The organism is Neorhizobium galegae bv. orientalis str. HAMBI 540 (genome assembly GCF_000731315.1).
Lineage (GTDB): Bacteria > Pseudomonadota > Alphaproteobacteria > Rhizobiales > Rhizobiaceae > Neorhizobium > Neorhizobium galegae.
On sequence record NZ_HG938354.1, the window covers coordinates 198352 to 211974 of the forward strand.

A 13623-nucleotide genomic window follows, 5' to 3' on the forward strand; every position below is an offset into this window, starting at 1 on the left:
CTGCCTGTTATGTGGCAATTGGGAAATGGGCCCGGTTATGCGGTTGGATGACGATGGTTAGCGCGGAGACTGCTGCTCCACGTTTTCCTGCGCCTCGATCGCCGCCTCAGCGCCTGCAATCGCCTTGTCGAGCAGTTCCAGAAATGCCTGCCGCTCCTCTGCAGACAGAAACCGCAGCACATCTGCCTCGTGCTGCGGCAGCGAGGTTTCCACCAGTGCGGCGGCTTCGAGCCCCGCCTTGGTGAGCCGCAGTTCATAGACGCGGCCGTCATCGGCGGCGCGGTCGCGTTCGACGAGTTTGTGTTTGATGAGCGGCCCGAGCGTCTGGATCAGCGTCGGCGGTTCGATGCGCAACCGCCTGGCGAGCGCGATCTGGCTGATGCCGGGGTAACGGCGGATCAAGAGCAGCACGCCGCCCTGGACCGGGGTGACCGCAAGCGAGCGGGCGCGGAACCAGTTCTGCCAGTGGCTGCCGAACAGCGACTGCAGGCGGCGGATGCGGATGCCGACGACGCCGTCGAGAAGGACGGCATGGCCATCCCTCTCTGCCGGCGCACTCGGCTCCAAACTCATGTCTTGTCCCAATTGCCGTAGACCTTCACGTCCATCGAACCGATGCCTTCGAACGTGCCGTGCAGCACGTCGCCGGGAGCGATCGGGGCGACGCCTTCCGGCGTGCCGGTCATGATGATGTCGCCGGGATAAAGCGTGTAGGCCTTGCTGGCGAATTCGATCAGCTTCTGGACATTGAAGATCAGCATGCTGGTGTTCGATTTCTGCCGGCTCTCGCCACCGATCGTCAGTTCGAAATCGAGATTGTTAGGGTTCGGGATCTCGTCTGCGGTGACCACATAAGGTCCGAGCACGCTGAACGTGTCGAGCGACTTGCGGTAGCTGCGCTCTTCCGGGCCGCGGATGGTGATGTCGTAACAGATCGCGTAACCGGCGACGTAATCCAGCGCATCGGCTTCCGACACGCGAAAACCTTTTTTGCCGATGATGACGGCAAGCTCGATCTCGTGGTCGGTGCGGCGGTCCGCCCAATCGACCACGACGCCTTCCGACGGACCGACCAGCGAGCTCACCGCCTTCAGGAACACGCCCGCCTCGGCGATCGGCTTGATCTTCATACCGTGATGCAGCTGGTCGCTGTCGAGCACTTCGTCGAGATGGAGCCGGTAGTTGACCGGGGCGCCGACGATCTTGCCCGGATTGGCGATCGGGCTCAGCAGCGCGACCTCGGACAGCAGCTTCGACGGCGCGGTCTTCGCCATCTCCTCCATGACGGGGCGTAGGTCCGCGAAATGGGCCATGAACTGGTCGCCATAGGGGAAGGGGTAACGGTAGTTCGGCAGGCGATCGAGGACGCTGGTGACATCCTTCACTTGATCGCCGACGACCACGCCGAGACGATTATCGTCATAGCGACAAAAACGCATGATTTCTCTCCCTGATCTCGTTCGCTCAGACGCGGGTGCGGTCTTCGCGGAAATAGCCGAGCTTCTCCTGCGCCACGCGGTCGGAGAAGCAGAATACGACGATGTCCTCGTTGGCCTTGAACGAGCGCCACGACCAGCCGGGCACGACGATCACGTCCTTGGGGCCGAAATCGAAGGTTTTGGCTCCAATCGTGATCGAGCCGGTGCCCTCGGCGATGCACATGACGATGTGATCGGTCGAACGGATTTTTGCCGTTTCCATGCCCTTCGGGAAATGGCTGAGCCAGGCCGACATGGTCGGCATCGTCCAGCCTCCGTCGAGCGGGTTGGAGTATCGCAGCGTCGTGCCGATATGGGCATCGATTTCTTCGCCACGTGAGGCGCGGTAAAGTGCTTCGCGGCTGCGCTCATAGGGATAGTTGAAGATCGGAGTCGTCTGGCCATAGGGGCTGGCGCCGCCGATCGGCAGCATGCCGGAGCCGAACCGGGCAAGCGAGTCGCCTTCCGGCCGGAGCAGCTCCTGTTCGGTGTCGTCGGAATCCTCGCGGAATACCGCTTCGAAAAAGGCGATCATCGGCACGTCGAGACCGTCCAGCCAGGCGGCCGGGTCGGAACCGTCATTGCCGTGGTCGTGCCAGGCCCAGACGGGCGTGATAACGAAATCGCCAAACGCCATGCGGGTGCGCTCGCCGCCGACGGTCGTATAGGCGCCCGAACCTTCCAGCATGAAGCGCAGCGCCGACGGCGTGTGGCGGTGCGCCGGCGCCACTTCGCCCGGCATGATGATCTGGATGCCGGCATAAAGCGTCGAAGTGGCGCGCGACTGGGCCGGGAAGGCGGGGTTTTCGAGGATCAGCACCCGGCGCTCCGCCTCTTCGGCGGTCAGCAGACTGCCGGATTCGAGGATCAGCGGGCGGATGTCATCGTAACGCCAGCGATGCGCCTGTGCCTTGGAGGTCGGCTCCGGCGGCAGCATGCCCTTCATCACTTCCCAGAGGGGCGCCATGTTGTGCGGCTTGAGCCGCGCATAAAATTCTTCCCGCTTCGCAACGGTCGCTGCACCAATCTCGTGCATGAAATCCTCCTCCTTGGCTCCTCCAGCCAAGATCGTAAGGTATACTAAGTAATTTGATGGCGTCAATTGCGATGGATGAGGATGCCGCGGGCTCTACCTGATCTCTTCCCTTTGTGGGGAGATCAGCCTATCGCCCCGCGCTGCTCTTCGCCCGGGTCGGCTTCGGCGGCGCGGGCGGCTTGATTTTGTCCTCGCCCTTTGCCCCGCGGCCGGGCGCGCCGAGCCGTTCGGAAAGCCGGTGGGCGGCGGCCATCAGGGCGTCGATCGTCGGTTTCTTGCGCGGGCCGGCGAGCTGTTTGTCGGAGCCGAGCACGGTCATGGTCGCGACGATCCGGCCGCTATAATCGAAGACCGGCGTGGCGATGGCGGCGAAGCTCGAATTGATGCTGTTGACCGTCATCGCATAACCTTGGTGGCGCACGGTCTCGATGATCTTCTGGATATCCTTGGTGCTGGTGACGCGCGGCGAGAGCGAGGCTGCGTCATCCGACGAATCCCGCTTGGCCGCAGCAATTTCGTCCTGCCGCACCGCCATCGTCTCGCTCTCGTCGAGGTAGGTGAGGAAGACCTGGCCGGTCGCCGAGGTCAGGAGCGGCAGCACGTAGCCGAGGCGCACGGCAAGCGATCCCTGCCGTTCGCCATCCACCTTGGAAACGATGCCCGGGCCGCGATCGCCCCAGAGCGAAAGATAGGTGGCGAAACCGGCGGTGCGCTGCAGCGCTGCGAGCTCCTCACGGGCGAATTCCACCACGTCGAGCTGGCGGATGGCCGACAGGCCGAGCTGGATCGCGAAACGGCCAAGCCCGTAATGCCCGGTGACCGGATCCTGGAAGGCGACGCCCTCCTTGACGAAGCTGACGAGGTAGAGATGCGCCTTGCTGGGTGGCATGCCGGCAGCGGCGGCGATATCGCGCAGCGGCAGCGGGCCGTTCGCCGCCTCCATGGCGCGAATGACCTGGAAGCCGACCTCGATCGATTGAATGCGGCGCTGGGTCCATTCCACCGGCGCCTTTGTCTTATCTGACGGCATCCTAAATCCCCTGTGTTCCCAGTTGATTATATTTATATCTGTAGCAGGTCGAGCCCGCTTTAAACGTAGTTTTCCACAGCACGGAAGGCGGCGACCAGATCATTGGCATCGAGCATCCGCTCCTGGTTGACCAGGAACGGGCTTTTTGCGCAGGCCGTCGCAAGATTTTCGATCGTCGTATCGCTGATATCAGGCATGCCGAGGTCGACAAGCCGTCGCGGCATGCCGATCTCGTCGTAGAAATCGAACAGCGTTGTCAGTTCGTCCTCGGGGCGGCCTTCCGCCATTGCCTGCACCAGCGTGCCGTAGGCGGCATGCTCGCCGTGCAGGGAGTGTTTTCGCACCGGCTCGATCGCGCCGAGTTCGGTCGCGACCGCATGGGCAATGGAGAGGCCGGTGTTTTCGAAGGCGACGGCGCTGAGCCAGAGGATGGCCTCGACGACGGCTTCGAAATCTGGCGTCACCTCGCCGGTGCCGGCCACCCGCATGGCACCCGGTCCGTGTTCGAGCAGCATCCGGTAACAGATATCGCCGAGCATCACGCCGGTCTTCAAGGGCCGCGTGCCCTGCTTGGAAAGGCCGGTGCCCTTCCAGGCGCCTTCCGTCTCGAACTTTGCGGTCAGCGCATCGCCGATGCCGCCGAGCAGCAGCCGGGCAGGAGCCTTGGCGATGATCGCGGTATCGACGATCACGAAGGCCGGGTTCTGGTTCATCTGCTCGACGGCGATCATCCTGTGGTCATCGTCATAGATGACGATGCCGCGGGTCGAGGGCGCGTCGGTGGAAGCGACCGTCGGCACGCTGACGAAGGGCAGCCCGGTGCGGCGAGAAACACCCTTGGCGACATCGAGCGTGCGCCCGCCGCCGATGCCGACCACCACTTCGCCGCGCTTTGCCTGTACCAAATCGGCCAGGCGGTCCATTTCCCGATGGGTGACATCCGCGTCGAAGGGGATGACGGTTGGCGTGATATCCTGACGGTTCAGGGTTTCGGTGAGATCCGCCTCGATATGTGGAAGCACGACGGCGTCGCAGATCGCCACGACCGAACGGCCAAGCGTCGCCGCCTTTTCGCCAAGCTGGCTCAGGGCTCCCGGACCTTGGATATAAAAAGCCGGCGCCCGGAATATACGTGTCATGCCTCCCCCCGGAATGCTGTAACGCCGAATGCTATACAACATTATCAAAGGAAATGGGAGCTTGGCTAAGGTCGTATTGACCTGGGGGCGATTGCTCCGGTCGGCCTGGAGTTCACACGAGATCGGCGAGGTAGGTGTTTTCCGCCCGCGACTGGGCGTAGGCCGCCGGATCGACCTCGGCGATGATCAGGGCTTCGCCCTCGGCGGGTGCTTCGGCAATCAGCTTGCCGTCCGGTGCCGCGATCCGCGACAGGCCGGCATAGGCGAACAGATCGTCTGAACCAGAGTGGTTGATATAGGCGACAAAAACCTGGTTCTCGAAGGCGCGGACCTGGATCATGTGTTCGGCGATGAATTCCCCAGACCAGCCGGTCGGCAGCGCCGTCGGCACGACCACGAGATCTGCGCCGCCCTTCGCCAGCTGGCGAACGTTTTCCGGAAACTCGACATCGTAGCAGATCAGGAAACCGAGCCTGATGCCGCCGAGCGTCACTAGAACCTGGCGGCGGTCCTCCTGGGCGAACCATTTGCGCTCATAGGGGCCGTAGAGATTGCATTTGCGGTAGACCGCCGTCTGCCCCATGCCGTCGGTGAAGAAGGCGCTGTTGAAGGTGTTTTCGAAGGTCTTTTCGGCAAAACCCGCGACGATCGCCAGGCCATGTCTTTCGGCGATTTCCGAAAGCCTGGCGGTGACCGGTCCATGCGCGGGCGTGGCGAGATCGGGAAACAGGTCTGCCGCGCCATACCCGGTCAGCGCCAGCTCCGGTGCGATCAGGAGTTCGGCGCCTTCGGTCGCTGCCTCGTCTGCCGCCGCTTCGATCTTGGCGAGGTTTGCCTCGATGTCACCGACGACGGGCTGCATCTGGAAACCGGCGATCTTCATGGGCTTTTCCCTTTAGCGTTCGTCCGACATGGCGCCGAGCAGTTTCGGCAGGTCGCCGAACCGGGCCACCAGACCGAAGACGACTGCCGCGATGACCAGGAACAGCACCGTCACGGCGGCCATGGTCGGCGTGTAGCCGTAGCGCAGCGCGTTGAAGATCTTGATCGGCAGGGTTTCCATGGTGAAACCGACGGTCATGTAGGCGACGATATATTCGTTCAGCGACAGAACGAAGGCGAAGGCGTAACCGGAGACGAGATAGGGCAGGATCAGCGACAGCACGACGGTGCGAAAGATCTTGCCGTCGTCGGCGCCCATGGTGGCGGCCGCTTCCACCAGCGAACGGTCGATCGCCGAAAAACCGAGCGACAGGGTCACCAGCGGCAGGGTGACGAAAAAGATGCCGTGGCTGATCACCGCCGTCCAGGCCTGGCCGTAGAAGCCGGTGGTAGCCCAGAAAGTGAGCAGGCCAAGCGCGGTGATGACCGGCGGCAGGGTGAAGGGCGCGACACCCAAAAGCTGGAAGATGTTGGCCCAGGGAGCCACGCGCCGCCACAGGAACCAGGCAAGCGGCAGGGCGATCAGCAGCGCCAGCAAAGCCGAGGAGGCGGCAAGCGTCAGCGAGGCGATCAGCGCATTGCGCCATTCGGCATTGGTAAAGATCTGGCCGTACCAGGAGAGCGAAAAGCCCTGTGGCGGAAAGGCGAGCGTTTGGCGCGCATTGACCGAGACGCCGGCAACGACGATCAGCGGCAGAGCCAGGAACAGGCCGACGACGAAGAAGAACAGGCGGCGGAGTATGGTCATTTCGCTTGCCTTTGCTGTCCGGCGTAAAGCGAGAGGCCTACCAGCGCCAGCGACACGAGCACAAGGAAAACGGCCATGGCGGCGGCAAACGGCATGTTCGACTGGTAGACCGCCTGGTCGGTGATCAGCACCGACAGCGTCCAGTGCTGCGGCCTTCCGAGCAGCTGCGGCAGCAGGTAGCAGCCGAGTGCGAAGATGAAGACCATGATCAGCGTCGCCAGAATGGTATTGCGCAGCGCCGGCACCACGACGGTGAAGAAGGCCTTGACCGGTGAGGCGCCGAGCGTGCGCGCGGCTTCGGTCAGTGTCGGGTCGAGGCGGACCAGCGCCGGATAGAGGACCAGGACCGTATAGGGGAAGGCCTGATAGGTCATGGCGGTCATGACGGCGCCGAAACTCGGGGTCAGCGCCTGCGGTTGCGCCATCAACCCCAGCCAGACGAACAGGTTGGTGACGCCGGCGGTGCGCGAAAACAGCGTCGACCAGGCAAAGCCGATCATCACTTCCGAGAGCGACAGGATGGACAAGAGCGCCACCAGCCAGACGACCTGGATTTTTCGCGCCGACCGGGAGAGCAGATAGGTGAAGGGAATGCCGATCACCACGCAGGTTATCGCCACCGCGACGGCGAGAAACAGCGAGAAACCCAGAACCTTGCCGAAGAACAGGCTGAGGAAACGGGCGTAGTTGTCGAACACGAAGGCGGGCGTATAGAACCCGCCCTGTTCGCGCTGGAAAAAGGACACGGCGATCATCGTGGCGAACGGCACCACGAAGAACACGGTCAGCATGCCCGCCGGGAAAAAGAGCGGCCCGTAATCGGCAAGACGCTGCGGCTCATCGCGTCTCATCGGGCGAGCACCACGCTGGTGGCGGGATCGAGCCTTATGCCGACGCTCTGGCCGACCGAGACGTCCGGCCGGTTGCGTGGCGAGGAGACCGCGATCACCTGGGTGCCGCCCGCTTCCACGAAGGTTTCGATGGCGCCGCCGAGATCGCGGATGAACGTGACGGTGCCGGCAATCGCGCCGTGGCCGGGGGCGGTGAGCTGCACGTCTTCCGGCCGCACCGACAGCATGCCTTTTGTCGCACCGGCGGGGAGCGCGATGCCTTCGACCAGTTCGCCGAGCACGCTGGCGCGGCCGGCACTATCGGCCGCCACGGGCAGGAGGTTGGTCTGGCCGATGAAATCGGCGACGAAACTGTCGGCCGGGCGGCGGTAGATATCAACCGGGGCGGCCGCCTGGCGGATCTCGCCGCCGTTCATGACGACGACCGTGTCGGCCATGGTCATCGCCTCGCGCTGGTCATGGGTGACGACGATGGTGGTGATGCCGAGGCGCTGCTGCAGCTGGCGCAGTTCCACCTGCATCGCCTCTCGCAGTTTTGCGTCGAGCGCCGACAGCGGCTCATCGAGCAGGAAAAGCTTTGGCGAGATGGCGAGCGCTCTGGCGATCGCCACGCGCTGCCTTTGGCCGCCGGAGAGTTTTGCCACGGAACGGTCGGCGAAGCCCGGCAGATGGATCATCGCGAGCAGTTCGTCGACGCGTTTCTTCTGCACGTCCTTGGGCGTGCCGCGGATGCGCAGCGAATAGGCGATGTTCTCGCCGACCGTCAGGTGCGGGAAAAGCGCCAGCGACTGGAAGACCATGCCGAGGTCGCGCTTGTGGGTCGGCACGGCGGTGATATCGGCGCCGCCGAGCTCGATCGAGCCATTGGTCGGAAGATCCAGGCCGGCGATCATCCGCATCAGCGTGGTCTTGCCGCAGCCGGACGGCCCGAGCAGGCAGACGAACGTGCCGTCCGGAACCGAAAGGCTCACGTCGTTGACGGCCGTGAAGTTGCCGAACTGCTTCGTCACATGGCTGAGGTTCAATCCGGACATTCGGTCTCCGTGTGTCTTAACGGGCTAGTGCCCTCATCCGGCTGCCGCCACCTTCTCCCCGCTCGCGGGGAGAAGGAATATGCCGCACCGTGTCGGCTATCGCAAACTTGAGCGTTGGGCACGTCCCCTCTCCCCGCAAGCGGGGAGAGGGCTAGAGTGAGAGGCGGCCTTGGAGCGCGAGGCTGTGATCAACCCGCGATCATCTCCGTCCACTTCTGGTTCAGGAAGTCGGACTTGGTCTGGTAGAGATCGTAACGCGGGATGATCGGCTCGATATCGGAGGAGACCGAGGCGAATTCGGCGGCGGTGAGGTCGAGCAGGTCGCGCTTGACGGTCGGCGAGGTGCCGACTTTGCGCGACAGGGTCGCCTGGATGGCCGGCTGGCACATGTAGTTGATGAACGTGTGGGCTTCCTCGGTCTTCTTCGAGGCACGCGACAGCGCCCAGCAGCCACTGTCCTGGATGCCGCCTTCCTTGGGGAAGGTCGAGCGGACCGGGCTCCCTTGCGAGGCGGCAAGACCGGTGACGTCGTGGTAATACTGGCCCATCGGGATTTCGCCCGACTTCAGCGCCTGTTCGAACTGCGCCTCGTCGCGATACCAGAGGCGGACGTTCGGCTTCACTTCCGAGAGCTTTTCGAGCGCCTTGAGGATGCCTTCGTCGGTATCGAGCGCCTTGGTTCCGCCCATGAAGGTTTTTGCGGTCACTTCAAGCAGGAAGGAGTTGGAAACGAGTGCCAGGAGGCCGAGCTTGTCGGCATTCGCCTTGTCCCACAGGGCAGCCCAGGAAGTCGGGGCTTCCTTGTAGGCCTGTGTATTGGTCACCAGCGTGATGTACCAGGAGACGGCGCCGATGCCGGCGATCTTGCCGTCCGGATATTTGTTGACGAAGTTCTCAATGAGGTTCTTGGAGTTCGGCAGCTTGGCGGCGTCGAGCGGCGCCCAGAGTTTGGTCGTCTGGCCCTTCAGCATCGCCACCTGCGACATCATCGAGACGTCGGCCGGAGCGGCACCCGCCTTGGCGGCCTGTTCGAGCTGAACCAGCCAGGCTTCGCCGGTCGGCTCGGCGACGGATTCAATCGCGATGCCGGTCGCCTTGGTGAAGTCCGGAAAGATGTTCTTGTCGAACGAATCCTTGAAGAAGCCGCCATAGACGCCGACCTTCAGCGACTTGTCCTGGGCGCGCAGCACCGAGGGCATGGCCAGCATGGAGGCGCCGGCGAGACCGGCACCGAGCACGCTACGGCGTCCGAGTTTGGCGTTCAGAATGTCACGCATGATGTTCTCCTTTGTTTTTTAGGCCTGCCGGTGCTTTGCCGGCTGGCGAGTTCCCTTGTTGTCTGCAGTTTATGTCAGGCGCGGCCCTTCACGGAAGGGCTGAAGACCATCAGGCTCAGAATTTCGAACAATATCTGAGCGCCCGCATGGGCAGTGTTGTTGGTCGCGTCATATTGCGGCGCCACCTCGACCACATCGCCGCCGACGATGTTGATGCCCTTGAGACCGCGGACCAGTTCCAGCACTTCCCGAGTGGTGAGCCCACCGATCTCCGGCGTGCCGGTGCCGGGCGCAAAGCTCGGATCGAGGCTGTCGATATCGAAGGAAACATAGGTCGGGCCATCGCCGACGATTGTCTTGGCCTTTTCGATGATCGCCGGCAGCCCCATGCCGGTCACTTCCTCTGCGTGGATGACGGTCATGCCGGATTCGTAGGAGAACTCCCAGAGATATTCGGCCGCACCGCGGATGCCGATCTGGATCGTCCGGGTCGGATCAAGCGCGCCGTCGAGCACCGCGTTGCGGAACGGGCCGCCGTGGTGGAACTTGGTCTCGTCGAAAAAGCCGCTGGTGTCGCAATGGGCATCGATATGGATCATGCCGACCGGCGCCTTTTTGCCGACCGCCTTCAGGATCGGATGGGTGATCGAATGGTCGCCGCCGACCGAGAGCGGCAGCACGCCGGCATCGACGATCTGGCCCACCCGCTTTTCGATGTCGTCATGGCTCATTTCCAGCCGGTAGCGGCTGCGGAAGGCCACGTCGCCGATATCCGCGACATTCAGTTCATAGATCGGAGCGCATTCCAGCACGTGGTTATAGGGTCCGACGCGCTCGATCGTGCGCAACGCCCGAGGCCCGAAGCGCGAGCCCGGCCGGTTGGTGACGCCGAGATCCATCGGCATGCCGACCATCGCCACCTGCAGGTCGCCGAAATCCGGGTTCTCCGCATCGAGCGGCCTGTAGGGCGCATCGAGAAGCGTGGGAATACCCGCATAGGGCGCGACGCGAGTGCCGGCCTTGTCGAAGATCTTCTCTCCGACCTTTTTGAATTTCGGGTCGAAGATCTCGCCACCCCGGCTGTCGAGGTATTTTGCGCGCAATTCGCCGAGCTTCTTCGCGTCGAATGTCATGATCGCCTCGCCTGTCTGCCAGCCGCTTGTACGCAGCCTAATTTTTGTTCCACCGGGCTTGCCGCCCTTGTTTTCATCATTATCCGTCAGGTGCGGGTGGAAAAGCAATTGAGATTGTTCTAGCAGTCAGTGTGAGAAAAACTAACACTTAGGTTCAATCCGGGGAATGAAATGACCAACCGGCTGCCGCCCCTTAACCCGCTTCGCGCCTTCGAGGCAACGGCCCGCCGCGGTTCGGTCTCGGCGGCGGCCCGCGAGCTCAACGTCACCCACGGCGCGGTCAGCCATCAGATCAAGGCGCTGGAAAGCTCGCTACAGGTCTCGTTGTTCGAACGCGGCGCCAAGCGTCTGAAGCTCACCTCGGAGGGCGCGCTGCTGCTGCCCGCTGTCAGCCAGGCGTTCGGCGAGATCGCCGCCGCGACCGCGCTGATGAAGCGGCCGGCGACATCAGGCGAGCTGTCGATCACCTGCGTGCCGGCGCTGCTGTCCTTCTGGATCGTGCCGCGCCTCAATTCCTTCACGGAGCAGTTTCCGGGCGTCAGGCTGAAGCTTGCCGCCTCCAACGACCCGGCCGTGCTGCATTCTTCGGATGTCGACGTCGCCGTCCTTTATGGCGACGGCAACTGGCCGGATGCCTGGACGCGGCTGTGGAGCAACCTGCAGCTCTTCCCGGTCGCCAGCCCGACCCTGCTCAACAGCCGGCCGCTACGCTCGATGCGCGATCTGGAAGATCATGTCCTGCTGCATGGCGATGCGGACGGGCGTGAGTGGAACACCTGGCTTTCCGCCGCTGATGCCGTCGACCTGCCGCGCCGGCAGCAGTATTTCATGGGCGATGCCCGGTTTTCGACGGAGGCGGCGCTGCACGGCCAGGGGATTGCGCTCGGCGACACGATCACCGCCAGCAAGCTGATTGCCCGCGGCGAACTGGTCGTACCTTTTGATTTGAGCGTTCCGGCCAACGACGCCTTCTACGTCGCCTGCCGGCCGGCCATGCGTTCGGCGCCGATCGTGCGGGTCTTCATCGACTGGCTGTTCGCCTCGCTGGAGGCAGATCAGCTTGCCGAACCGCATACCTCGGCCCGCACGCTGTTGCGCAGCCGCCGCGCGTGATATCTATCCCACGTCTATTGTCCGGGCGATCAGGACAGCGGAGGTTTACCTCGTCGGCGAACCCGGCTAAGCGGGTTCCAAAAACTTGCCCCTGTTGCTCATCTATCGATTTCAGAGTGTCCGATGCTTCGCCGTTTTTTCTCATATTACCGGCCCTATCGCGGCCTTTTCATCCTCGATTTCGGCTGTGCGATCATTTCCGGCGTGCTGGAACTGGGCTTCCCGATGGCGGTAAAGCTGTTCGTCGACCGGCTTCTTCTCAGCCAGGAATGGCTGCTGATCCTGCTCGCCTCGGCGGCGCTGCTGGTGATCTATGCGATCAATACCGGCCTGATGGCGATCGTCACCTATTGGGGCCACATGCTCGGCATCAATATCGAGACCGACATGCGCCGCGCCGCCTTCAATCACCTGCAGAAACTCTCGTTCAGCTATTTCGACAACCAGAAGACCGGCCATATCGTCGGGCGCCTCACCAAGGATCTCGAAGAGATCGGCGAGGTCGCCCATCACGGGCCGGAAGACCTGTTCATCGCCATCATGACCTTTGCCGGGGCTCTCGCGCTGATGTTCTCGGTCAACCCGCAGCTGGCGACGATCACCGCTTTCGTCGTGCCGCTGACCGCCTGGGTCACCAGCCATTTCGGCGGCCGCATGACCCATAATTTCCGCCGGCTGTTTCAACGTGTGGGTGATTTCAATGCCCGCATCGAGGAGAATGTCGGCGGCATCCGCGTGGTGCAGGCCTTCGCCAACGAGCAACACGAGCGGAAACTGTTCGAACAGGACAACCAGAACTACCGGCGCGTCAAGCTCGATGCCTACAAGCTGATGGCGGCGAGCAGCTCGCTTAGCTACATGAGCATGCGGCTCACCCAGATGGTGGTGATGATCGCCGGCGCCTATTTCGTGCTGTCGGGCGAACTGACCGCTGGCGGCTTCATCGGCTTCCTGCTGCTGGTCGGCGTATTCTTCCGGCCGGTCGAGAAGATCAATTCGGTGATCGAGACCTATCCGAAGGGCATTGCCGGTTTCCGCCGCTTCACCGAACTGATCGATACCGAACCGGATATTGCCGATGCGCCCGATGCGGTCGATGTCGACCATCTCAGGGGCGAAATCGCCTATCAGAACGTCTCCTTCGGTTACAGCCCGGACAAGCCGGTGCTCGAAAACGTCAATCTTTCGATCCGCGCCGGCGAGACGATCGCCTTCGTCGGTCCCTCGGGCGCCGGCAAGACGACGATCTGTTCGCTGCTACCGCGTTTCTACGAGATTGGCGGCGGCAGCATCACCATCGACGGCATGGACATCCGCGCGATGACGAAAGTATCGCTGCGCCAGCAGATCGGCATCGTCCAGCAGGACGTCTTCCTGTTCGGCGGGACGATCCGCGAGAACATTGCCTATGGCCGCCTCGGCGCCAGCGAAGCTGATATTATCGAGGCGGCACGGCAGGCGCGGCTGGAAGAAATGCTCGCGGGCCTGCCGCAGGGGCTCGACACGGTGATCGGCGAGCGCGGCGTGAAACTCTCGGGCGGCCAGAAGCAGCGCGTCGCGATCGCCCGCATGTTCTTGAAAAACCCGCCGATCCTGATCCTCGACGAGGCCACCTCGGCGCTCGACACGGAGACGGAGCGCGCCATCCAGCGCTCGCTCGCTGAGCTCTCGCAAGGCCGCACGACGCTTATCATCGCCCACCGCCTTGCCACCATCCAGGGCGCCGACCGCATCGTCGTCATCGACGGCAACGGCATCCTCGAACAGGGCACCCACCAGGACCTGATCGCCAAGCGTGGTGCTTATACCCGGCTGCATGCGGCGCAGGTGGGGATGATATGA

At 63.1% G+C, this 13623-nt stretch carries 13 protein-coding genes; 2 read left to right on the forward strand and 11 right to left on the reverse strand.

The window, feature by feature from the left end; all coding sequences use genetic code 11:
* Positions 1-57 precede the first annotated feature (57 nt).
* The 11 genes from RG540_RS23495 to speB all read right to left on the reverse strand — a co-directional run bounded on the left by RG540_RS23495 (position 58) and on the right by speB (position 10668).
* Entirely contained in the window at positions 58-573 is a 516-nt protein-coding gene (locus RG540_RS23495) for a MarR family winged helix-turn-helix transcriptional regulator (protein WP_041364010.1), read from the reverse strand.
* Positions 570-1439: a fumarylacetoacetate hydrolase family protein gene (locus RG540_RS23500; protein ID WP_041364012.1), complete on the reverse strand. Its 870-nt coding sequence runs from the start codon at positions 1437-1439 to the stop codon at positions 570-572. The genes RG540_RS23495 and RG540_RS23500 overlap by 4 nt, the downstream gene beginning before the upstream one ends.
* Before the next feature lie 25 nt (positions 1440-1464).
* Complete coding sequence (gene gtdA, locus RG540_RS23505) at positions 1465-2514, reverse strand: gentisate 1,2-dioxygenase (protein ID WP_080725059.1); 1050 nt, start codon at positions 2512-2514, stop codon at positions 1465-1467.
* A 127-nt stretch (positions 2515-2641) separates the two neighbouring features.
* On the reverse strand, positions 2642-3544 hold the full coding sequence (locus tag RG540_RS23510; protein ID WP_041364015.1) for an IclR family transcriptional regulator: 903 nt from the start codon (positions 3542-3544) through the stop codon (positions 2642-2644).
* 59 nt (positions 3545-3603) lie between these two features.
* A complete protein-coding gene (locus RG540_RS23515; RefSeq protein WP_051909716.1) occupies positions 3604-4683 on the reverse strand; it encodes an iron-containing alcohol dehydrogenase in 1080 nt (359 codons plus the stop codon).
* 112 nt (positions 4684-4795) lie between these two features.
* On the reverse strand, positions 4796-5566 hold the full coding sequence (locus RG540_RS23520; protein ID WP_041364017.1) for a carbon-nitrogen hydrolase family protein: 771 nt from the start codon (positions 5564-5566) through the stop codon (positions 4796-4798).
* A gap of 12 nt (positions 5567-5578) precedes the next feature.
* Entirely contained in the window at positions 5579-6373 is a 795-nt protein-coding gene (locus tag RG540_RS23525; protein ID WP_041364019.1) for an ABC transporter permease, read from the reverse strand.
* A complete protein-coding gene (locus RG540_RS23530) occupies positions 6370-7224 on the reverse strand; it encodes an ABC transporter permease (protein WP_041364022.1) in 855 nt (284 codons plus the stop codon). Before RG540_RS23530 ends, RG540_RS23525 begins: the two co-directional genes overlap by 4 nt.
* Positions 7221-8258, reverse strand: coding sequence for an ABC transporter ATP-binding protein (locus RG540_RS23535; RefSeq protein WP_041364023.1), 1038 nt, complete (start codon positions 8256-8258; stop codon positions 7221-7223). Before RG540_RS23535 ends, RG540_RS23530 begins: the two co-directional genes overlap by 4 nt.
* 188 nt (positions 8259-8446) lie before the next feature.
* Positions 8447-9535, reverse strand: a complete 1089-nt coding sequence (locus tag RG540_RS23540; protein WP_041364026.1) for an ABC transporter substrate-binding protein — start codon at positions 9533-9535, stop codon at positions 8447-8449.
* 74 nt (positions 9536-9609) lie between these two features.
* Positions 9610-10668, reverse strand: coding sequence for an agmatinase (speB, locus tag RG540_RS23545; protein ID WP_041366254.1), 1059 nt, complete (start codon positions 10666-10668; stop codon positions 9610-9612).
* A gap of 171 nt (positions 10669-10839) precedes the next feature.
* On the opposite strand from speB, the gene RG540_RS23550 reads away from it, so the two are divergent.
* Positions 10840-11781 carry a LysR substrate-binding domain-containing protein gene (locus RG540_RS23550; RefSeq protein WP_041364027.1) on the forward strand — a complete coding sequence of 314 codons (942 nt, stop codon included), beginning with the start codon at positions 10840-10842 and terminating at the stop codon, positions 11779-11781.
* A 123-nt stretch (positions 11782-11904) separates the two neighbouring features.
* Positions 11905-13623: an ABC transporter ATP-binding protein gene (locus RG540_RS23555; protein ID WP_041364029.1), complete on the forward strand. Its 1719-nt coding sequence runs from the start codon at positions 11905-11907 to the stop codon at positions 13621-13623.